The sequence below is a fragment of the Anaerocolumna sedimenticola genome (assembly GCF_009931695.1).
Taxonomy (GTDB): Bacteria; Bacillota; Clostridia; order Lachnospirales; family Lachnospiraceae; genus Anaerocolumna; species Anaerocolumna sedimenticola.
Genome location: NZ_CP048000.1, coordinates 1,320,267 through 1,342,061, shown reverse-complemented (window position 1 = coordinate 1,342,061; position 21,795 = coordinate 1,320,267). Strand labels below are relative to the sequence as shown.

Below are 21,795 nucleotides of genomic sequence, written 5' to 3'. Positions count from 1 at the left end.
TTTAGAATATACGGCAGACTTTTCAATTAGGAATTATACTTTAAATCGATAACCCACACCCCATATGGTCTCAATATATTGAGGTTTTGATGTATTGAATTCAATCTTTTCACGGATTTTTTTAATGTGTACCGTAACGGTAGCAATATCACCGATTGACTCCATATCCCATATCTTCTGGAATAGTTCTTCTTTGGTAAAGACATGATTGGGATTCTCAGCCAAAAAGGTTAAAAGGTCAAACTCTTTTGTGGTAAAACTTTTCTCTTCATTATTCACATACACTCTTCTGGCTGTCTTATCAATTTTAATTCCGCGAATTTCAATGATTTCATTTTCTTTTGTACTGGTACCGATTAATCTCTCATATCTGGCTAAATGAGCCTTAACTCTGGCAACTAATTCACTTGGACTGAATGGTTTGGTGATATAGTCATCCGCACCAAGCCCTAATCCCCTGATTTTATCAATATCATCCTTCTTGGCGGAAACCATAAGAATGGGGATATTTTTAACCGCTCTGATTTTTTTGCATATTTCAAAACCATCTACATTGGGAAGCATTAAATCCAATATGACTAAATCAAATTCTTCATTCACCGCTCTTGCTTCTCCGCCATCACCCGTAGTTTCCATTTCAACCTCGAAACCGCTTAATTCCAGGTAATCTTTTTCTAATTCTGCAATCGCAATTTCATCCTCTACAATTAATATCCTACTCATATTCCGTAACCTCCTTACATTTTTTCAAGGTGAAGTAAATAGTTGTACCTTTTCCTTCTTCACTTTCAGCCCATATGGTACCCATATGGTCCTGTATTATTTTCTTAGCAATTGCCAAACCTAAACCGCTTCCGCCTTTGGTAGAATTACGGGAGGAATCTGCTCTGTAAAAACGGTCAAATATAAACGGCAAATCTTTAGAGGGAATTCCCTGTCCATTATCCGCAATTGAAATTTTAACTGATTGACCTATATCTTCAATTTGTATTTTTATAAGGCCTTTTTTGTTTCCAATATATTTAACGGAATTTCCGATAATATTATTGATCACTCGTTTTAGCTGTTCCGCATCTGCTGACACTTTAAGAGCCGCATCGGTTTCATTTTTATAAACAACTTCTATATTCTTAACCTCCAGGTCCAAAGTCAGTTCCTCTATACAATCACTGAAATATTCATGGAGGTTAATGTTGGTAAAAGTATACGGCATGGTATTGCAGTCTATTTTGGAATAAAAGGATAATTCGTCCACTAAAACAGACATGTCATTGGCTTTCGTATATATGGTCTTAATATACTTGGCCTGCTTCTCTTTCGTATCTGCCACCCCATCCATAATACCCTCCGCATAACCTTTTATGGCAGTGATAGGTGTTTTTAAATCATGGGATATATTGCTGATTAACTCCTTGGTATCCTCCTCATACTTAAGTCTTACTTCAATAAGTTCTTTAAGGCGGATACGCATTTCTTCAAAATCTACGCAAAGCTGCCCGATTTCATCCTCAGGGTCACCCTCGATGGAATAATCCAAATTACCTTCTTTCATGGCATCTGTAGCCGCATGTAGTGTATTTAACGGCCTTAAAATACTTCGGTATATCCATATAATCAGCACGCCTGCTGTTAATATTACCACAAAAATCAGGGAACATACCATCTGTATGGCAGATGACCTGATTTGCGGAACTAAGGTATCTACGTCCGTAATAACAAAAATACTTCCTTCCGAACCATCCGTAAAATGAAAATCCTTCTGTTTCAGCAAAAACGGGTTTTTCGTATCAATATACATACCGCCTTCCATATCCGTCGTATATTTTCCATACTTTGGCAAATACCTTTTGATATAGTCCAAGTTCTCGTTATTACCGCTGTATATGAACTGATTCCCTTTTCTTAATACAATATAAGAATACTTGCCGGTTAGTTCTGAATTCAGATAATTTATATATGTTTCATCCTCAAATTTCTCCGGCTCCTGTTTGGAGGTAATCACAATTTCATTATAAACTCCTCTGGTTAACCGGCTTAAAATCTGCAGCGGATTAGAAATCAGCTTAATAGTATCCGATTTAACATCATAAGTCTCTTCTATGGAATTGACCTGAAACCTGACAATGGTTCCGGCTGCAAGAGTGATTAAAAAAATTGGTAGTGCCGTAATTATCAAAAATGCTGTTAACAGCCTGCTTTTCAGTTTCAACTTCTTCACCTGCTTTATATAATTGCACTATATCAATAGTAGTTTTATCATATCATAAACGAAAGTCGTGTTCATGATTCTGCTGCTCCAATCGGACTTTGCAAGTTTACTTGCAATTCCTCATTCCGCTTTCATTATAGCATACTTTTGCCGGAATAATATATTAACTAACCATGACTTTTATAAATATTTTATTAAACTTAGACTTTTATAAAAATATTATATACTTATATTCGATTAAGGGTCTGCCGCAAAATAATTAACTGATCGGGTTCGGACATGGATCCGAAAATGCAAACAGCCGGCGTCAATAGAGGATTTCTCCAGCTGACACCGGCTATTTAAATTTTTATCATTTAAAATGTCTTTTATTTCTTATTAAAGATATTTCTTTAAGTCATCCACCTTGTCCAATCTTTCCCATGGTAAACTTAACTCATTACGTCCAAAATGTCCGTAGGCTGCTGTTTTTTTATAAATAGGACGTCTTAAATCCAGCATTTTAATAATTCCGGCAGGACGTAAATCAAAGTTATCCCTGATAATCCGGATTAATTCATTATTCTCTAATTTACCTGTATTAAAGGTATCTACCATAATGGAAGTCGGCTGCGCTACACCGATGGCATAGGATAACTGTATTTCACACTTGTCTGCCAAACCGGCTGCCACTATGTTTTTAGCAACATAACGTGCCGCATAAGATGCGGAACGGTCCACTTTGGTACAATCTTTACCGGAAAATGCACCGCCGCCATGACGTGCATAACCGCCATAGGTATCTACAATGATTTTACGTCCGGTTAAACCGCTGTCACCGTTTGGTCCGCCGATAACAAAACGTCCGGTTGGATTAATGAAGAATTTCGTGTTTTCATCCACTAATTCAGTTGGTAATATAACATCAAATACATATTTTTTAATATCTTTATGAATCTGTTCCTGGGTAACATCCGGATTGTGCTGTGTAGATAATACGACAGCATTTAAGTGCACCGGTTTTCCCTCTTCGTTATATTCTACCGTAACCTGGGACTTGCCGTCCGGACGAAGATAAGGCAATGTTCCATCTTTTCTTACTTTCGTCAGCTGCTTCGTCAGCTGATGTGCCAGATAAATCGGATAGGGAAGGTATTCTTCCGTTTCATTCGTGGCAAAACCAAACATCATACCCTGATCTCCGGCTCCAATTGCCTCCAGTTCATTTTCTGTCATGGTATGTTCTCTGGCTTCCAGAGCCTTATTAACTCCCATTGCAATATCTGCAGACTGCTCATCTAATGCTACGATAACACCGCAGGTATTGGCATCAAAACCATAATCGGATCTATCGTATCCGATTTCACGAATGGTATCACGAACTATTTTCTGGATATCAACATAACTGTTGGTAGTTATTTCACCCATAACCAGAACCAAACCGGTGGTGATGGCTGTTTCGCAGGCAACCCTGCTCATAGGATCCTGTTCTAATAACGCATCTAAAACTGCATCCGAAATTTGATCACAGATTTTGTCAGGATGCCCTTCTGTAACTGATTCTGAGGTAAATAGTAATTTATTCATATTTTTGCTCCTATCTGCGTGTTTTTCACGCTTGTATTTACTAAGAGTTTCTCCTTGGAAACTCAGCGGGAAGTTAAAAGAACATTCCCAGTAAACCGGTAGAAACACGCTTTGCGGGTTTCTTCGGTTCGCGTGCGCATTCGAATTATTGCAAGCAAGCTTGCTAATTCTCACCTTACTTTCGCGGAAATAAGAAAGAGTCTGTCTCGCCAGACTCCAGCGCTGATGCGCTGTCATTTCAATGACATCTGCCTTTAGCGTTCGTACGCATCCATCCGGAGGGTTTTTATTGCATGAGGGATATTTAGAGAACTTTCTTATGCAATAAAAAAAGTCCGATAAGACGGACTTGATAATAATAAACATCAAATCCTCTTATTGTTCGATTACTCGCTCAGGTTGGCACCTTCCGCTATGGGGGTTGCCGTGACTTCATAGAGCCTTTACTCTCCGTCACTCTGAATAAGAGAAATATTGCGTTATATGCAATTAATAAAACTTACCAGAAATTGCTTCTTAAATTTCTGATAAAAGGCGGTTCTTTTTACCGCAGTATATCTGATTACAGGAATATGTCTTTTGTTCCTATAAGATATCTATCAAGCTAGAGAATATACTATTTTGATTAAATTGTCAAGGGCTTTTTCTTTATTGACAAATTGTAACAAAATTCTTATACTAATGATAAGAAAACTTTATATGGATACAGCGTTTTATACGCGAAGATTGGGGGCAATCGTGAATAAAAAACGTATTACAATAAGACAGGCTACCCCGGGGATGGTAGCAGGAGAAGATGTCTACAATTATAACAACCAGCTGGTTATTTCAGAAGGCACCGTTTTGACGGATAAAATTATCACACGCCTTAAGTTTTATTCCATTACTGATTTTAGTATTATTCTAGAAGATGTAAAAAAACCAGTGGTTAAAGACGTAAGTCAATCCCAAATAACACGTGAAAGTGCCGAGTTTAAACAATTCAGCAATTCTTTCATGGAATCCCTTCAGGATTTTAAGGGTGAGTTAAGTAAAATTGATGCAAATGATACAGCTCTTGATGTTACTGGTTTAATAAATCACGCTACCCAGATATTATCAAACAGCCGTAATGGTATTCATGTATTTGATATGCTGCATTGCATGCGGGAATTTGATGATATAACTTACGTCCATTCCATCAATGTAGCATTGATTGCAAACGTATTCGGACACTGGCTTAAGCTGCCTGAAAAAGACATTGATATTCTTACCCTCAGCGGTTTACTGCATGATATAGGTAAACTAAAACTTCCTACCGAAATCATTAATAAACAGGACAGCCTTACAGCTTCAGAGTATTCCACAGTGAAAACCCATACGATTGAAGGATATCAGATTTTAAAAAACAAAGACGTTGATTTACGTGTAAAATATACTGCTTTAATGCATCATGAGCGGTGTGACGGCAGCGGATATCCCAACGGCTTTCACGGTTCCAAAATTGATTCTTTTGCCAAAATAATTGCTATAGCCGATGTATACGATGCCATGACTTCCGCCAGGGTGTACCGCCCTGCTTTATGTCCTTTCGAGGCTATCAGCGTATTTGAAGCAGAAGGTCTCCAAAAATTTGACCCTCAATATATAATGACTTTTCTCCAGGAAATCGTTCAATCCTATGTAGGTAAGCGAGTAAGATTAAGTAACCAGGCCGTGGGCGAAATCCGTTTGATTAATAATCATAATTTGACTAAACCGATTGTACAGATTGGTGACAATTTTATAGATCTATCCAAAGAGCACGAACTGGTTATTGAAGCTATTATATAAATAAATTCTTTCGGAAATGTAACTTATCGGAAGTTGATTTTTATACTTCTGATAAAAGACGCAGATTTTGCGTCATGCATAACATATTAAAAAAGGATATGAAGAAGTTACCTCACTTCTTTTATATCCTTTTGATTTACGCAAAATCAGAGAAGACTAAACTTTGCTGTGTATTTTATAATTAACTTACTTTTAATTTAAATTTCTGTACGGCTTTATCGTCTTCAATATCAATTTTAGCCATTGTTGCACCAAGACCCTGCATCTTCTGCTCAAAATGCTCATAACCCCGTTCAATATATTCAACCTGCTCCACAATGGTAAAACCTTCTGCTACTAAGCCTGCTATTACAAGCGCTGCACCGGCTCTTAAATCAGGCGCACTTACAATTGCACCGGTTAGTCCGGATACACCTACAATAATGGCAGAATTACCTTCTACCTTAATATTGGCTCCCATTCTGGCAAGTTCATCAACATATTTTAACCGGTTTTCAAACATTGTTTCCGTTACTATACTTGTTCCTTCCGATGTTACCAGTGTCGCTGCCATCTGCGGCTGCATATCGGTTGGAAATCCAGGATAAGGAAGTGTTTTAATATTAGTATGTCCTAATTTACTGGATGTTGTAACACGTACCGCATCATCATATTCTTCCACTGTTGCCCCGATTTCAATAAGTTTAGCGGTAATAGCCTCAAGATGCTTCGGAATTACATTCTTAATCAGAACATCACCCTTCGTGGCAGCTGCTGCAAACATAAAGGTACCTGCCTCGATCTGATCAGGGATAATTGCATATTCACTTCCGGTTAGGGATTTAACGCCTTTTATACGTATAACATCGGTACCGGCACCTTTAATACTGGCTCCCATACTGTTTAAAAAGTTTGCAACATCAACAACATGCGGTTCTTTCGCTGAGTTTTCAATAATAGTCACACCATCTGCCAGACATGCAGCCATCATAATATTAATGGTAGCCCCGACACTGGCTATATCCAGATAAATATGAGTACCCTTTAATTCTTTGGCTTCTGCCTGAATCATACCATGTTCAATCTTTACGGAAGCACCTAAGGCTTCAAAACCTTTAATGTGCTGATCAATAGGCCTGCTTCCGATATTACATCCACCCGGTAAAGCAACCTGAGCTTTTTTATATTTGCCTAATAAAGCTCCTAAAAGATAGTAGGATGCACGTATTTTACGTATGAATTCATAATCTATACTCATGGAATTAATTTTACTTCCGTTTATTTTAACAGAATGTTCATTGATTCTATCTACTTTAGCCCCTATTTCCTCAATTGCCTGCAGCATAACATTAATATCGCTTATGTCCGGCAGATTTTCAACAGTTACCGTTTCATCCGTCATAATGGCCGCAGACAAAATCCCAAGCGCTGCATTCTTAGCGCCGCCAATTGAAACTTCGCCCTGCAGAGCTTTGCCGCCTTTTATAATATATTGCTCCATTGCACACCTCATTATTTTTGTTACGTGATTTATCCATTTTGTACATAAATCACTAATTTTAGTTGTAAAATTTGTTAGATTAACTTGATTATACCATAAATTATCCTGTTGTAAATATTTTTTAAGAATATTCAGGCCGTGTTAAATAATTCCAAAATAATTTTTTGTTTCTTGTCTAGGAATAATGTCTTACTTCCTCTGCTATCTTTTCCATAAGTTCTTCTGTATTTAAACCTTCTCCGTCTATAATAATATGGGCATATTTTTCGTATAATGGGCAGCGTTCCTCATATAAAGACTTTAAAGTCTGCCCTTCTTTAAAAACAACCCCTCTTTGTTTTATATTACCCAAACGGTCATCAATTGTTTCTAAACTTAACTTTATATATACAACAATTCCGATATCTCTTAAATGATTGATCGCTTCAGTACCATATATTATACTTCCGCCTGTGGCTATGACTGTATTGGTTGTCCTGATATCACGGTTAACCTGATTTTCAACAGCAATAAAACCATCTAAACCATGCTTTTCTATGATATCCCGCAATAAACACTGTTCCTGTTCCTGTATTAATAAGTCAGAATCCAAAAAATTATATCCTAAAACCTTGGCAAGTATAATACCAATTGTACTTTTCCCGGCGCCAGGCATTCCAATCAATACTATGTTCTTCATATCTTCCTCTCATTCTGCGTCCACGTCACATATACATTCCAATAAAACTACGAAGCAATTTCTAAAAGAAATTACGAAGTAATTTTCTGAAAGAAATTGTAAAGTAATTTCTAATAAAACTACGAAGCAATTTCTTTTGAACACAATGAACAGATTATATCACCTTTCGACCACCTCGCCAAGTACTTTTTATTTTTTCCTGTTTTCTAAATCTTAAACAGGTTATTTTTTCTTGACGCTGTATCCAAAATTACCCATCAGCTCCCCCAGTCCAAAATACTCTCCGTGTGAGTAAACAACGGGGTCTGCTTTACTTAAATCAAACTTACCTTTTTTGTTTAAATAGGAAATATCTGCATGAACACCTAATACTTCCGCTATAAACATATCATGGGATCCTAATTGCAAAATCTGCTTCACTTTACACTCTATATTAACCGGAGATTCCAAAATCAATGGTACATTTAATATTTTCGCCGGAACCGGTGTTAATTTCATTTCTTTAAATTTATCTACATCTCTTCCTGATTTTACGCCGCAATAGTCTACCGCTTTTACTAATTTTTTTGTTGTTAAATTAATAACAAACTCCTTGGTATCTTTTATTATATCATAGGATAACCGGCTGGGCCTTACCGATATATATACCATAGCCGGATTGGTGCAGATGGTACCCGTCCAGGCTACGGTAAGAATATTGGGTTTTTCCCCCTCCCTCTGGCAGCTGACCATAACAGCCGGCAGCGGATACAACATATTCCCGGCTTTCCAAAATTCTTTTTCCATTTAATTTCCTCCCTGTACCATACAAAAAGAGATGCTTTACTCCCATTCATGAGGCACATTAACCTGTTAAAAAGCATAGTTCTAATTCTTAATAACTACTATGCTATTTTAAAAAAATATTGTATAATAAAATCATATAACATTTAACTCGATAAACATTATCTGCTGATACAGATAAAGTAAAGAACATAAATGATGAAAATTGAGGTGAGTATAATGTCAAGTAATTTTTTAAACATTGAATCTGTTTCTGATGAAGTCCAAGATAAAGTTAAGCAGACCCTTAAATTTCGTACGGGTAATTTTGTATGGCGTATAAAATTTTCTTCACCATTAAATCCTGCTACCGTAAATAATCGTAATCTTTATGTCACTTCCATCAACCAGGTTCCTCTTAAAACCCATATAAGTTACGATTCCATTAACAAATACATAGAAATTGAACCCTTAGAGCCTTATACTGAAAATGAATCCTACCTATTAACCATTACGAAGAATGTAAAATCCATGGGCGGCAAAAACCTAAAAAAAGAAATTCAGATTCAATTTAAAATCTAAACATTATCCTGCTGGAGGGTTATCATCAAGGCAGGAATTAACTGTTTCTTCCTTGATACAACTCCCTTCAGATAAATAATATCGCTGTCTTTATCCAGTTTAAAAGCATTTACAAGTAATTCTTTTGAGCCGGTACCCTGATATAACAATTCTGTGGAACTATCTATTATATTGGTAAGCATAAAGAATAACATTTCTACTCCATGATCTCTAAACGCTTTCTGCATATATGGTACCAGTTTTTCCTTAATAGCTTCCAATTCATCCTGATTCATGGAATTAATCTGGCCTACTCCAAAGACCAGATCTCCTGCCGTAAATTTTTTAAAATCCTGATAGAATATTTCCTCCGGCGATTTTGAGGTCAGGTTGCTTCCTGCCGCAAACATTTTTTTCGCATATTCCTCCACCCGGATACCGGCTATTTGCGCAAGTTCCTCTGCGGACGTCCGGTCGATTTCGGTACAGGTAGGAGAGCGGTAGACCAGGGTGTCGGATAATATGGCAGAGCATAATAATCCTGCTATTTGAGGTTCAACCTCAATACTGTTTTCACAGTACATCTGATATATTATAGTTGCCGTACAACCTAAAGGCTGGTTACGGAAAAATACCGGGCTTATGGTTTCTAAACTGCCAAGACGGTGGTGATCTATGATTTCCAATATTTCTGCATCCTCCAGACCATCTACTGCCTGGGATTTCTCATTATGGTCTACTAATATAACTTTTTTCCGTCTTGGATTTAAAAGGTTTCGTCTGGAAATCATTCCAATATAACGTCCGTCTTTATTTAAAACCGGAAAATCACGGTATCTTTTTTTCGTCATACTTTCCCTGATATCTTCTATATAATCTTCCGTAGTAAAGGTTATTAACTCCTGGGTTGTCATAAAAAAACGGATTGGTATGCTTTGATTAATCAATCTGGCAGCCGTAAATGTATCAAAAGGAGTCCGTATAATAGTACAGTTATTATTCTGAGCCAGTTTTGTTATGGTTTTTGATACCTTGGCGCCATCACAAACTATAATACATTTAGCACTCATCTCAATAGCGCAAAGCTGGGATTCATACCGATTTCCCAATATTACTATATCGCCTTTTTCAATATAATTTTCCATCAAGTCAGGATTGGCGGCAGCAATCAGGACTTTACCCTCCGTAAAAATTTCTTCCGAATCTCCTGCTGCCAATTCACCTTCTAAGGTTTCTATAATGTTAATACAAGGTGTTTCCGCCTTAGTTAATATCCGGTTATCATAAACATCCATATATGATTTTGCTATATCACCAATGGTAATTAATCCTTCCAGTTGATTGTTCTGATTAATAATGGGCAACGTAACCACATTATTTTTCCGCATATAGGACCAGGCGGTTTTTAACGATATTCCTTTCTTAACCCCCTCTGTCCTTCGTATCTCTATGTCCTTAACCTGGGTACGGATATCCGATAAGTAGCTGGGAGCAGTAACCTTAAACCGATCCAGCACAAATCTTGTTTCAGAATTTATCTGACCTGCCCTTTTTGCTTTGTATTCGCCGCCTGTAAGAACCCTCTTTAACTTAGCATAAGCGATTGCAGAACAAATGGAGTCCGTATCAGGATTAATATGACCTATGACATATATTTCATTATCCATTTGATTCCTCCCATAAAAATTGCTACAATTCAGTCACTGCGGTTCTAACGAACGACCCATGCATGCTTTTTGTGCGTAGAAAACAGATACATATTTTGGCGTCAAACACTGGGAATTCTTCGAATTTCCCGAGTTTACTGAATAATTACAAAAAATCTTCCTTTTTAATATATAAGAAGTCTTCTGAACTTAAATCCCGGTCGAGAATAATATCTGAGAGCAGAGATTTATTCCTTTCGTCTGCAGATGTTTTCGCTCTCTTTGCCAATTCCATCACTGCCTCAAGGTGATCTTCTTCTTTTACTGAATGAATGATATTTTCTATCTCCCTTTCAAAGGCGGTTTTGACTTCCCTGGTAAATTCGTAATCGTTATTTCGTATATAAGCAAAAGCAAAACCTGATAAATCTTCTTTTGAATACACAGGAAGTTTTATCGTACTGCTAAAAACTTCGCCTAATTTAGGATTCCTATCAAGCAGATTTTTCATTCCTTTTTGATTATCCTCTAAAATTACAAATATGTTCTCGCTTAAATTCTGTATTAATGAAAGTAATTGTTCCACTGCTTCAGAATCCAGTGATCCAGCTTCTTCAATTATCAGGGAACTATTAACCAGTTTATCTTTCTTTGATTCCAATGAAATTCCGTTAAGTTTTGAGGCTGTTATTTTGGCAACCCGATTTGTATTTATATAGTTAAGCCCATAAAGAGCCTTGGATATTTTCTTTGCCAGAGTTGTTTTTCCCGATTTTCTTTCCCCTATAATTATCATATGATTAGTTTTAGTATAGTCAGACAGGATACTTTCTAAGCATGATTCTATTTGATTCCTGCAGGAATCCATACGAATAAAATATCCAAAATCTTTTTCATAATTCATACCGGCTTCGGAAAGTATAGAATCAAACTTACCCGGAATATATTGGGATTCTCTTTTATTTTTCCCTAAGGAGATTGCCGGCTGCTTCATAACTTTAATCTCATTCTCAGATGTTTTGTTATTTTTTTCATCAGATAACGAAGCAGTTTCTTCTTGTATCGTTACTATTTTTTCATCTGTAGTTTCTTCTGTTTCTTCGTTAGCTGCAGTATTATTAATTTCCTGAATCTCATCTTCTTCCGGATACCGGTCTTCTTCTGTTTCTTCCGTTTCTTCCGGATACCGGCTTTCTTCTGTTTCTTCATTAGCAGAGTTATTAATCTCCTGAATCTCATCTTCTTCCGGATACCGGTCTTCTTCTGTTTCTTCTGTTTCTTCCGGATACCGGTCTTCTTCATTATGATTCAGATTTTTTGAATATAATGCTTCCGATTCATTATCAGGTTCACTCTCTATTTCCTTTACAATACTAGATATAGTATTTCGTATGGGATTATTTTCAGAGACTTTTTCTGCATTTTCTGCTTCTTCGCCTGTATTATCCGTACCTTTTCCCGGATATTCCAAATCTTTTTTATATGATACGCCCTTTTCCAATTTTCTTGCAACTTTTTTAAAGAACTCTTGCAATTCCGGATCCTTTCCCTCTGTGTTTTCGTTGTCATTTTCCAATTCACCGGACTGGGCCTGCTGCATAGCAGCTTTCTGATCATCAGAATAATCTTCATCCGCTAAAAATTGGTCAATCTGATTACGCATAACACTGTAATCTTTGGTTTTATCCAGACCAAGCTTCTTTTCAGCTTCCTTTTTCTCTTTTGCTTTTAACATATGTATCGGGTTAATTTCTCCTACATAATAACCCTTTAATAATTTGGCTTTTTCAACATATATACCATCGCCAAACCATAAAATTATATCACTGCATTCCCTGACACATTTATCCTTCATTCCGGCCTTATGATAGAGTTTGGCAAGTTCATAAGCCCACATTTCATAATATTCGAATTCCTTTAATTTTTCAAGGGATGCTATCAGAACTTCGAAAGGTTCACGATTCAGCTTATCTATCCAATACCGTAAAATATAACGGTTGGGATCCTGTGGTGCTGCCTTAATGTATTTCTCCAGGTAATCCTCCGCATCCGGAATATTCCCCCGCTTAATCGACAGCTCTACAAGCTGGTACAGAACTCTTCTGGTTTTGGTTTTACCATAAATTTTGGTTAATACCTCCATGGCTTCTTCATACCGTTCATTTTGTGTATAAACATCCGCAATTATACTCATATCGGTAAGTGCTTTAATTTTGGCAATATCCATGGTATCCAGAACTTTCATTGCTATTTCATACTGGCCGCTTTCAACCAATCTTCTGATTTCTTCTATTTTTACAATATTATCATAACGTTCCATATTAACTCCCGTCCGTATGCTTAAGCACACATTTTTTATCTAAATAGTGAAAAGATGGTGAAAAGTTTTCCTAATTCCCTCTATTATTATCTTATTCAATAAGCTCATAATATAAATTTTCCAAGGATTTATCTGCATCTGTTAATAAGGTTTTTTTCTTTCCATATACAATTTCCTTACCCTTATCCAATATACAAATTGAATCACACAGCTGTTCCACTTCATCCATGTAATGCCCGCAGTACAAAATGGTTGTACCGTTTCTGTTTAACTTTCTTATAGCTTCCAGAATTTGATTTCTGGCTATAATATCAATACCAACCGTAGGTTCGTCCAACACTAGAAAATCCGGATGATGTAAGAGGGCTGCACCTATATTAAGACGCCGTTTCATCCCCCCTGAATAATCAGCTGTTTTCTGACTTAACATCTCTTTCGTAAAACCGATAATATCGCAGGCCTCATTAATTCTATCTTCTAATATTTTTTGGGTACATGGTAGGCATTACCCCAAAATACCAAATTATCTCTTCCTGAAAGAGATAAATAAAGTGCAATGTCCTGCGGAACGTAACCCAAATGTTCCCTGATAAGTTTTGGGTTTTTTACAATGCTTTTACCTTGATATAAAATATCCCCGCTATCCGGCTTACTCATTGTAGTCAGCATGGAAATCGTTGTGGATTTTCCGGCTCCGTTTGCTCCGACCAATCCGAATATTTCACCTTTTTGTATCTCAAAAGATATTCCATCCACCGCTTTATTCTTTTTATAATACTTTTTAACATCAAGTAAACGAAGCATAGTCAAACCTCTTTTATGTAAACTCATCTAGGTAATTGCGAAACTAGCTTATTGCATCTATATACCATGCAAATAATACAATTTCAGAGCTGAATCTTGCCTGAAAGGCAACTGAAGCTATGAAATTCGTATTATTTGTATGGTATATTCAGAAAACTATATAGTTTCGCAATTGCCTTATAAAATCATCCTTTTTTATCTTACCATCCGAGACCTATTAAGACAAGTATAACCTCGTAAATTTCCCATTTCGATTGAAAGAATCATAAAAAAACCTGCCATAAATCTGATTATGGCAGGTTATCCTGTTACTTCTTATTCAATCTCTTTTATGTAGTTAACCGGAGTCCCATATATAACTTTATGCCCTGCTAAAGCTGATTTAATAACAGGTTTTACAGTTCCATCAATACATGCATTCAGAATTTTAGTTATTATAACTCCAATATCTATATCACACAACTTACATATCCTTAGATACATTTATCTATGTTGAAGGCCTTTCCAGCAGGACAATCTTTCTGCATGTAACGGGTAGGTATATACTCTGAATCTTCCTCTAAAGAGCCCATTGGAATCTCCTCCTTTCCCTTAAACACAAAATGTCTTGTTGAATTATCCGTTAATAAAACCAATCAAATGGTTTATAATGTCATTATATATAATAAGTCTCTATTTGTCAATATGTTTTTACAAACTATAATTGTAGTTAATATATTGAACTGCTATGCGTCAATTGTCTGACAATTGTATCTTAAATTTAAGAGTAAATCTAAATGGCATCCTATGGAATAGTTATTATAAATCACGGTAGAAAATAAATGTCTCCATTAATTCCTCCGTAATCTCGCCGCCTTCTTTTTCTAAAGCACGAAATCTTAATTCTAATTCTTTTTTCTTTTTTAAAGTATTTCGTGTGAATCGTTCCATAGCATCTGCGAATAAAGGCTGTCCTTTTATCCTATCTCTTATGGGTTTACCAAACGGACAATAGGTCGCCAGAATTTCCCTTGCAACCCGGTTTAATCTTAATGCACCGGTGGCTTCGCCTTTAATCCATGCTTCATAATCAATGACGAAAATCTCACGGTAATTGCCCTTACCTTTTTGTATCTGTAATTTTACTTTTTCTTTTACTTCTTCCGAAAGGTCCCTGTTCTTTTTATAGAATTGGATATAGTCCGCATATTCGGAGGTTAATGACTTATACTTAATATTATTCCATGCGCTTCCCTGAATGCTTCTGCAAAGTTCCCAACGAAACCTGCCAAGTAACTTAATTAATATATCCTTAATACCTACATCCGAAAATTTCGGTAGAACGAATCTTCCTTCATTACTTTTTCTCTTTCCGGTGATTTCCTGCCACATAACACCGTTATACCCTAATGTTGGCATAAGAATAATATCCGGAAAGACCTGCTTTAGAATATATTCTTTGGAAATACCTTTCTCCGCATTTACGTACATTACCTCTCTATGGAAAACAGAGTAATCAATTTCAAGCAGTTCGTTTATGGTACGGTTAACTGTTTCTGCCGATACCAGTAACTGCTTCATACCCTTGAACATATTTTCACCCCATAAAAATGGTACGAATGTGCTGATTTGCCCGCTTACTACCCTGTGATTATAACGGAACATGTTATTTATTTCATAGGTAACTTTCTCTTTTTGATTCGTTAATAATTCTTTTTCCTGGGCTTCTGTAATTTCAGCCTTTTTTCTTCTGTCACGGAGCATATCTGCATAATCCAAATCAAACTCATTCTTGGATGGTTCCTTTGCTCCTTTGTAAATATTAATAAGCCACTCTTTAATATTATAAACCTTACAAGGTCCCTCGTCTTTTGAAGGTTCCTCTTCCAGGTAATATAATTCTTTCAACTGTTCTTTTGATAAAAGTCTCTCGTCCAGGAATCCATATTTTAAAAACAAATCAATGATTCTGGGTACTTCTTTATCATTTAGTGCTTTAAAGAATACCCTTTCATATAATTCGTAATAATGCTGCATAATTTTTCTGCGTAATACCCTGATTCTGTCATCTGTCGAGAACTTATCTTTAAGGTTAATAAAATCAAGTATAAGCTGGTTAAGCTCCTCTGTTTTTTCATCGTCCCTTTCACCATAAAGCTGGATCTGTTTTAAGGAGTCATTAAAGCCCTCAGACATTTGCTGCAATTCACTCTGGGTATACTGGAAGTTATTTTCAACCTGTTCCTTTCGGCTGCTGTTCTTGGATAACAGCAGATAATATATTTCTTCCATACGAGCTCTGTCTACTTGTATGGATCTTCCAACCTTTTCTTCATAAAGTTTTTCAATCTTATTTATCTGGTCAATGATTTCATCTACTATATGTAATATATCGTTGTTATAACCACCGCTTTCTTCTATGGAGATAGCCAGGGCTGCAAATCCCTTAAAGAGGCAGATATCCGTATTATTCATTAACAGACTGAATATATCATAAATATACGTGGACAATTCCATACATTCCGTAGTTAATTGATCTATTAATCCTGCTGTTTCTTCCACTAAATAGAGAGTTACCCCATCACCTGAAGTACAAAAAGACTTCCATACATCCAAAGAAATTTTGGCACATTCTTTATAATAAGCCAGTTTTCGCTCATCTATAATAGATTCGCTGTTGTACCTTTCCATTTCCACTATGGAATCAATAGCCGTCGTCGGATAACCATATCTTTTCCCGGTTTCCAAATAAACCTCATAATTACGGTTAATAAAATTATAAAGCTGTTCGGCCATCAATTGCAGAGAACCATATACCTTATCCAATTCATTAATCTGCCTGGTCAAAGATGCAACCATTAAACCTTTATAATCTTTATTAGAGGCAAATATTTCACCTAGTTCATCTTTTTGTTGTATGGGAAAACAATAGAAAGTTAAATCATCATAAGCAATATAAGTATTCAGATATCTCCCCTTGTATAACAGGTCACTGACACCTAAGAAATTTCCGGATCCTAATATAATTTTAGAACCATGGTTAACAGCCTGTACCCGCCCTTTTAAAATAATACACACACTGTTAATCTGTTCATCTAATTCATAAATAACCGACCCCTTTTCAGCCTGATTCACTGCATAGTTGTTTATCTTCATTGCCATAGCTCACCTCAAAATTTTGACATTTTATTAATAGTACTATTATAATCTAAAAATCGACATTTCGAAAGGCTTATTTATAAAAATACAAAATTGTTTTATAGTAAAAAAGCACCAATAGCCAAGCTTATTGATGCAAAATTTCCGTAACGTATTGGAGGGGGCCGGGCCACCGTTTCCGATGGTTGTGAGCAAAGGCCTATCCCCATTGATAGTATCCGGCCCCTATATATTGTATATAGAAAACTACCCCTCGGGCAGCTCCTACCGTAGGAAAGTAAGGGTAAACGTAATATTCCCCTGAAGTGATTTTATTTAAACGTAAAAAAAAATGCCGTACACAAAGTGACGACATCCTTGCCTGTATTAACATATTTAAATTCCGTGCGTCTTGCTTCGAATGCTCTTCATAGGCGTTACCCCTACAGTTAACTCGGCCCAGGCTGCCTTACGGCACACAAGAGCTTTCGCTTAGTGCTGCTCCATTCCTGACCTGACACGGTTCACGAATTCCTGTTGCGTAAGACCCAGACGTCAACATCACTTATAGGGGGCAGCCCTACAAAAAAGCACCCTAGGCAAGGCATCACCCCTGCTGTAGCGGATTGCAGGTACAGGGCACCGCTATCTCCCCGGCTGCACGGAAACTTTTTGACTATTATGAATACGGCTCTCTCTAAAGCCGTTAAACAAATTATAAAAACAGGCTCAATCTATTCAGGAGACCTGTATGAAACAGTATACTTCATTTCGCAGGAAAAGTCAAGTATATCGAAACAGGTAGGTAGTGGTAAACAGCTGCTTTTATATGCTAAATATCTACATTTTAAAACAACTTAGGTCATAATGAATTATATAAAAATACGTATGAATTACAGATGATCAATCACTTTTGCGGCAACGTTTATTATCCCTGTTTTCCTTTTTCCAATTTATTTCGTACTCTTAGCCCTTTAAAAAACTCTTTTAGCACAGTTTCACATTCCTCTTGCATTACTCCGGTGGTAAGTTCCACCTGATGGTTAAACTCTTCCATTTGTAGTATATTCAGAATGGAACCTGCACATCCTGCTTTGGGATTCATGGTCCCTACAATAACCTCTTTTATTCTGGCTTGTACAATGGCTCCCGCACACATCTGACATGGCTCTAATGTCACATACATGGTGCAGTCCTCCAACCTCCAATCCCCTATCACCTTACTTGCTTTCTGTATGGCGATAAGTTCCGCATGAGCTAAGGTTGTTTTCCTGGTATTCCTTTTATTGTACCCTCTGCCTATAATCTTATCCTCATAAACTATGACACATCCGATAGGTACTTCTCCCAGTTTTGCTGCTTTTTTCGCTTCTTTTAAAGCTTCTTTCATATATTTTAAATTCATTTCATTTTCCTTTATAATCATTCATAAATTATAGGTAATTGGGAAACTAGATTATTGTATTTATATGCCAACCTTTAGCGTCGCCATTGCCAAAATCCAAACTCTTAAATAAAGATGAAAGGAATATACTATGGACGAATTTCCTCTTATCTGCTATATTTATCTTAGCACGAAGTAAATCAATAGGCAATGTATAAATCGTTATTATAAATGTTAATCCGGTTTATTTCCAGCATTCAACGAGCCGGACTGGAAGGAAAAGAATTACAAATGGAAATTCACGGTTTTCAAAAAACAACCCTGTTAGATTATCCCGGACATATAGCATCAACCATTTTTTTAGGAGGCTGTAACTTTCGCTGCCCTTTCTGCCATAATGCATCTTTGGTACTTTCACCATCCGGACAGCCAACCATTCCGGAAGAGGAAGTATTTAAGACGTTAAAAAAAAGAGTCGGGATAATCGAGGGTATCTGCATTACCGGGGGAGAACCAACTCTCTATCCTGGTTTATTTACATTTATACATAAAATGAAAGAACTTGGATTTTTAGTAAAACTAGATACTAACGGAAATAATCCACATATAATAAAAGAATTAACAGAGAAAGGTTATCTTGATTATATTGCCATGGATATTAAAAATTCCAGGGAAAAGTACGGTTTAAGCTGCGGTATCAATCCTTTCAATCTATCAAGGGTAGATGAGAGTGTAACCTATCTCTTATCAAACCCTGTTGATTATGAGTTTCGTACCACTGTAGTGAGAGAGCATCATACTCATAAAGATATACAGCAAATAGGCGAATGGACTCAAGGTGCAAAAGCATATTATTTACAGCCATATAAGGATTCCGATGATATTATACAACCGGGACTTAGCAGTCCAACCAAACAAGAATTACTGGAATACAAAGATATCCTATCTTCTTATGTTCAGAATGTTTCAATCCGGGGTATCGATTGACATTCCCTGAAATTTAAAAGTACGGTTTACCCTTACTTAATTTCTTGAAAGCAGCCAGGAGAATAAAATTATGCAGATGACTTTTAATACGGATCGCCTTATTTTAAATATTTTACACCCAAATGATGCGGATAAAGTATTAACCTTTTATGAGAATAATAAAGAACATTTCGAGCCCTGGGAACCGGAACGTGATCCGAATTTCTATACGCTTTCCTATCAGAGGCTTTCTCTGTCCATAGAATATAACTTAATGCTCCAGTCCAAGTTACTGCGGTATTGGGTTTTTCTAAAAGAAGCTCCTCATACTATAATCGGGTCCATCAATTTTTACAATATTGTCCGGGGATCCTACTTCACCTGCCAGCTGGGTTATAAATTTGATCAACACCACTTAGCATGCGGTTATGCGCTAGAAAGTGTTCAGGCAGGAATGCGGGTTTTATTTGCGGATTATAAAATACACCGGATTGAAGCAAATATTATGCCATTAAATACCCGGTCCATCCGCCTTATTGAGAAATTGGGATTTTCTTATGAGGGCCTGTCTAAATCCAGCATCCATATTAATCATAAGTGGGAAGATCATGCCCGATACGCTTATATCAATACAGCTTTTGAAGAATAACAATAAATTAATTCCAATAACTTTTTAACCGGAAGAAACACGCTTTGCGAGTTTCGTCGGTTTTCCGGTGCAGTTTGAATTATTGCAAGCAAGCCCGCTGATTCTCACTTTGCTTTCGCGGAAATAAAACTAATGGTTTGGATGTCAATAACACCCAAACCATTTTTTCTATTATTCAAGTTAAGGTGATTGGAATATACCAATAACCAAATTCACCAGTTCTTTGAGCTTTTCTTTTTACACATTTAAAGTTCTCAAATCCAAACATTTTAGCCATAAATTTTTCCCTGTTATGATAGATTCCAGGTACACCAAGAATATAGCTGAACCCATTCTTATCATTCATTCTGGCAAAAATCAGATGTCTATAACTGTAATATCCATGCAGCAGGAAACTATTATTACCTAATATCCAGGCCTCCATTGGAAACATTCCGATATTCTGGGGTTCTATTCTCACACACCAGGCAATTTCGTTATCTTCAAAGGGGTACATTCTCGGGAAAGAGCGGTAAATTCGTTTAGCTAAAGGATGATCCTCAAAGAACGGTTGTCTTTCTCCATCTTTCTGGTACTCTTCACCCTGTATATCCGATTGTATGTCTTCTGCTATAGTCTGAGTTTCCAAAATATTTTGAAAATCTTCCCTTTGCAAATCTGCATTTTGCGATTCTGAACTTTGTAAATCATTATTTTGCAAATCAAAATTATCAAAAGCAGTGGACTCACCGGTATTAAACTGCTCTGTTTCTAAGAATTCATTAAGACCATTCACATTTAGGTTATCGGTAAATGGATCCTGCCCAAAAGAATCGTATGTAAACCCATCTTGTTTATTATCTGTATTATCATCCGATGAATTACTTTCCTCTATTTGCCCTTTCGTATCCTCTGTTAACATCTCTTCTTTCTGAAGAATTTCAACAGGAGCATTTAATTCATCAACAATATTGTTTTCCTCTTCTTTTTCATTTTTTAAATCATCTTTGTTCTCTTTTTGGTTATCTTTCTGACTTTCTTCCCTGCTTACTTCTTTGACTGCCACTTCTTTTTCTGCTGGTTCTTTCTGCTTTATTTCAGTATTTAATTCTGTCTGCTCTGCTTTTCCATCAGCAAAATCATTAAACACTTCCCCCTCATTATTGGGGGATTCTTCAATTATTTCCTCTTGTTTAACCTGTTTTACAAAATCCTCTGAATCTTTTTTATCCTCCTGCTCTTTAACCGTTACTGCTTCTTTTTGATTTTCAGCACTCTTTGTCAGTTGATCGAGCCTGGTAACATAAACAGCGGCAGCCTGTAATTCTTTTTCATATTTTGTGCTTTCTATTCCTGCCACCAGCTCCATTGTTATAGGGGCGTCATCCCAGGAAGTTGCAAAATATTTTCTTTCCGTAAGATACAATACGATTCCACCCATGTCATCCAAACCATAGGATGAATTCATAATATGTACGGAGTCAGTTACCGTCTTATAATCACCGGCTCCGTTTTTAACCTGGAGTGTGCCAAGCAAGATACCCTCAAGCCCATCTTTTCTTCTTTTAAATATATACACCTTTAATTGTTTATCATTTAAACTGGGTGCTGCAATATGGAGGGTACATTTGCACTGTCCGTTTCTAGCTTCTACTCTGGCATATCCTACATTATTTTTCTTTATGCCGTCATCATAATTATACATGTATGAAACTAATCTTTTATAGTCAGGCATTTTTTACTCCCTTACTTTCCCGTGTCCGAAAGTACAGTTAACAATTGTACAATCATCGCACTAATATACTTATATTAATTATATTCTGTTCCTTAAAATATATGACAAAGCTTGGATCGTATTGGG

General features: G+C 36.5%; 18 protein-coding genes, 1 other RNA gene and 1 riboswitch. Of the genes, 4 read left to right on the top strand and 15 right to left on the bottom strand.

Annotation, left to right across the window (positions count from 1 at the left end; all coding sequences use genetic code 11):
- Positions 1-33: 33 nt before the first annotated feature.
- From Ana3638_RS05980 to metK, 3 genes are all read right to left on the bottom strand, one after another.
- Positions 34-723: a response regulator transcription factor gene (locus Ana3638_RS05980; protein ID WP_161837215.1), complete on the bottom strand. Its 690-nt coding sequence runs from the start codon at positions 721-723 to the stop codon at positions 34-36.
- The gene (locus Ana3638_RS05975; protein WP_334297128.1) at positions 716-2,218 is read right to left on the bottom strand and encodes a sensor histidine kinase; all 1,503 of its coding nucleotides are present in this window, start codon (positions 2,216-2,218) and stop codon (positions 716-718) included. The genes Ana3638_RS05980 and Ana3638_RS05975 overlap by 8 nt, the downstream gene beginning before the upstream one ends.
- 369 nt (positions 2,219-2,587) lie before the next feature.
- A complete protein-coding gene (metK, locus tag Ana3638_RS05970) occupies positions 2,588-3,775 on the bottom strand; it encodes a methionine adenosyltransferase (protein WP_161837213.1) in 1,188 nt (395 codons plus the stop codon).
- Between the two features lie 372 nt (positions 3,776-4,147).
- A riboswitch (SAM riboswitch) is annotated at positions 4,148-4,244 on the bottom strand.
- Between the two features lie 269 nt (positions 4,245-4,513).
- On the opposite strand from metK, the gene Ana3638_RS05965 reads away from it, so the two are divergent.
- Positions 4,514-5,587 (top strand): HD-GYP domain-containing protein, encoded by a 1,074-nt coding sequence (locus Ana3638_RS05965; protein WP_161837212.1) that lies wholly within the window; start codon positions 4,514-4,516, stop codon positions 5,585-5,587.
- Positions 5,588-5,768: 181 nt separating this feature from the next.
- Here Ana3638_RS05965 and Ana3638_RS05960 read toward each other — a convergent pair whose 3' ends face one another.
- The 3 genes from Ana3638_RS05960 to Ana3638_RS05950 all read right to left on the bottom strand — a co-directional run bounded on the left by Ana3638_RS05960 (position 5,769) and on the right by Ana3638_RS05950 (position 8,532).
- Entirely contained in the window at positions 5,769-7,067 is a 1,299-nt protein-coding gene (locus Ana3638_RS05960; protein ID WP_161837211.1) for a UDP-N-acetylglucosamine 1-carboxyvinyltransferase, read from the bottom strand.
- 175 nt (positions 7,068-7,242) lie between these two features.
- On the bottom strand, positions 7,243-7,746 hold the full coding sequence (locus Ana3638_RS05955) for a shikimate kinase (protein ID WP_161837210.1): 504 nt from the start codon (positions 7,744-7,746) through the stop codon (positions 7,243-7,245).
- Between the two features lie 222 nt (positions 7,747-7,968).
- The gene (locus Ana3638_RS05950; RefSeq protein WP_161837209.1) at positions 7,969-8,532 is read right to left on the bottom strand and encodes a flavin reductase family protein; all 564 of its coding nucleotides are present in this window, start codon (positions 8,530-8,532) and stop codon (positions 7,969-7,971) included.
- Positions 8,533-8,748: 216 nt separating this feature from the next.
- On the opposite strand from Ana3638_RS05950, the gene Ana3638_RS05945 reads away from it, so the two are divergent.
- The gene (locus Ana3638_RS05945) at positions 8,749-9,090 is read left to right on the top strand and encodes an Ig-like domain-containing protein (protein WP_161837208.1); all 342 of its coding nucleotides are present in this window, start codon (positions 8,749-8,751) and stop codon (positions 9,088-9,090) included.
- On the opposite strand, the gene Ana3638_RS05940 is transcribed toward Ana3638_RS05945, so the two are convergent.
- The 8 genes from Ana3638_RS05940 to tadA all read right to left on the bottom strand — a co-directional run bounded on the left by Ana3638_RS05940 (position 9,087) and on the right by tadA (position 18,361).
- Complete coding sequence (locus Ana3638_RS05940) at positions 9,087-10,736, bottom strand: putative manganese-dependent inorganic diphosphatase (RefSeq protein WP_161837207.1); 1,650 nt, start codon at positions 10,734-10,736, stop codon at positions 9,087-9,089. The two genes, Ana3638_RS05945 and Ana3638_RS05940, sit on opposite strands and share 4 nt — an antisense overlap.
- 145 nt (positions 10,737-10,881) lie before the next feature.
- Positions 10,882-13,035, bottom strand: a complete 2,154-nt coding sequence (locus Ana3638_RS05935) for a tetratricopeptide repeat protein (protein WP_161837206.1) — start codon at positions 13,033-13,035, stop codon at positions 10,882-10,884.
- A gap of 91 nt (positions 13,036-13,126) precedes the next feature.
- On the bottom strand, positions 13,127-13,465 hold the full coding sequence (locus Ana3638_RS25675) for an ATP-binding cassette domain-containing protein (protein WP_161837205.1): 339 nt from the start codon (positions 13,463-13,465) through the stop codon (positions 13,127-13,129).
- A gap of 47 nt (positions 13,466-13,512) precedes the next feature.
- Positions 13,513-13,839 (bottom strand): ATP-binding cassette domain-containing protein, encoded by a 327-nt coding sequence (locus Ana3638_RS25670; RefSeq protein WP_161837204.1) that lies wholly within the window; start codon positions 13,837-13,839, stop codon positions 13,513-13,515.
- Positions 13,840-14,154: 315 nt separating this feature from the next.
- Positions 14,155-14,301, bottom strand: coding sequence for a hypothetical protein (locus Ana3638_RS05920; protein ID WP_161837203.1), 147 nt, complete (start codon positions 14,299-14,301; stop codon positions 14,155-14,157).
- A gap of 336 nt (positions 14,302-14,637) precedes the next feature.
- A complete protein-coding gene (locus tag Ana3638_RS05915) occupies positions 14,638-16,980 on the bottom strand; it encodes a cyclic nucleotide-binding domain-containing protein (RefSeq protein WP_161837202.1) in 2,343 nt (780 codons plus the stop codon).
- Positions 16,981-17,359: 379 nt separating this feature from the next.
- An RNA gene (ffs, locus tag Ana3638_RS05910) (signal recognition particle sRNA large type) lies at positions 17,360-17,621 on the bottom strand.
- 263 nt (positions 17,622-17,884) lie between these two features.
- A complete protein-coding gene (tadA, locus tag Ana3638_RS05905; protein WP_161837201.1) occupies positions 17,885-18,361 on the bottom strand; it encodes a tRNA adenosine(34) deaminase TadA in 477 nt (158 codons plus the stop codon).
- 270 nt (positions 18,362-18,631) lie between these two features.
- On the opposite strand from tadA, the gene Ana3638_RS05900 reads away from it, so the two are divergent.
- A complete protein-coding gene (locus tag Ana3638_RS05900; RefSeq protein ID WP_161837200.1) occupies positions 18,632-19,327 on the top strand; it encodes an anaerobic ribonucleoside-triphosphate reductase activating protein in 696 nt (231 codons plus the stop codon).
- Between the two features lie 70 nt (positions 19,328-19,397).
- The gene (locus Ana3638_RS05895) at positions 19,398-19,955 is read left to right on the top strand and encodes a GNAT family N-acetyltransferase (RefSeq protein WP_161837199.1); all 558 of its coding nucleotides are present in this window, start codon (positions 19,398-19,400) and stop codon (positions 19,953-19,955) included.
- A gap of 175 nt (positions 19,956-20,130) precedes the next feature.
- On the opposite strand, the gene Ana3638_RS05890 is transcribed toward Ana3638_RS05895, so the two are convergent.
- Entirely contained in the window at positions 20,131-21,669 is a 1,539-nt protein-coding gene (locus Ana3638_RS05890; RefSeq protein WP_161837198.1) for a DUF6128 domain-containing protein, read from the bottom strand.
- Positions 21,670-21,795: the final 126 nt, after the last annotated feature.

Bases quoted from the DNA above. Each gene is read 5' to 3' on its own strand.
- Ana3638_RS05980 (WP_161837215.1), bottom strand. From the start codon at position 723: ATGAGTAGGATATTAATTGTAGAGGATGAAATTGCGATTGCAGAATTA.
- metK (WP_161837213.1), bottom strand. From the start codon at position 3,775: ATGAATAAATTACTATTTACCTCAGAATCAGTTACAGAAGGGCATCCT.
- Ana3638_RS05960 (WP_161837211.1), bottom strand. From the start codon at position 7,067: ATGGAGCAATATATTATAAAAGGCGGCAAAGCTCTGCAGGGCGAAGTT.
- Ana3638_RS05955 (WP_161837210.1), bottom strand. From the start codon at position 7,746: ATGAAGAACATAGTATTGATTGGAATGCCTGGCGCCGGGAAAAGTACA.
- Ana3638_RS05950 (WP_161837209.1), bottom strand. From the start codon at position 8,532: ATGGAAAAAGAATTTTGGAAAGCCGGGAATATGTTGTATCCGCTGCCG.
- Ana3638_RS05945 (WP_161837208.1), top strand. From the start codon at position 8,749: ATGTCAAGTAATTTTTTAAACATTGAATCTGTTTCTGATGAAGTCCAA.
- Ana3638_RS05940 (WP_161837207.1), bottom strand. From the start codon at position 10,736: ATGGATAATGAAATATATGTCATAGGTCATATTAATCCTGATACGGAC.
- Ana3638_RS05935 (WP_161837206.1), bottom strand. From the start codon at position 13,035: ATGGAACGTTATGATAATATTGTAAAAATAGAAGAAATCAGAAGATTG.
- Ana3638_RS25675 (WP_161837205.1), bottom strand. From the start codon at position 13,465: ATGTTAAGTCAGAAAACAGCTGATTATTCAGGGGGGATGAAACGGCGT.
- Ana3638_RS25670 (WP_161837204.1), bottom strand. From the start codon at position 13,839: ATGCTTCGTTTACTTGATGTTAAAAAGTATTATAAAAAGAATAAAGCG.
- Ana3638_RS05915 (WP_161837202.1), bottom strand. From the start codon at position 16,980: ATGGCAATGAAGATAAACAACTATGCAGTGAATCAGGCTGAAAAGGGG.
- tadA (WP_161837201.1), bottom strand. From the start codon at position 18,361: ATGAATTTAAAATATATGAAAGAAGCTTTAAAAGAAGCGAAAAAAGCA.
- Ana3638_RS05900 (WP_161837200.1), top strand. From the start codon at position 18,632: ATGGAAATTCACGGTTTTCAAAAAACAACCCTGTTAGATTATCCCGGA.
- Ana3638_RS05895 (WP_161837199.1), top strand. From the start codon at position 19,398: ATGCAGATGACTTTTAATACGGATCGCCTTATTTTAAATATTTTACAC.
- Ana3638_RS05890 (WP_161837198.1), bottom strand. From the start codon at position 21,669: ATGCCTGACTATAAAAGATTAGTTTCATACATGTATAATTATGATGAC.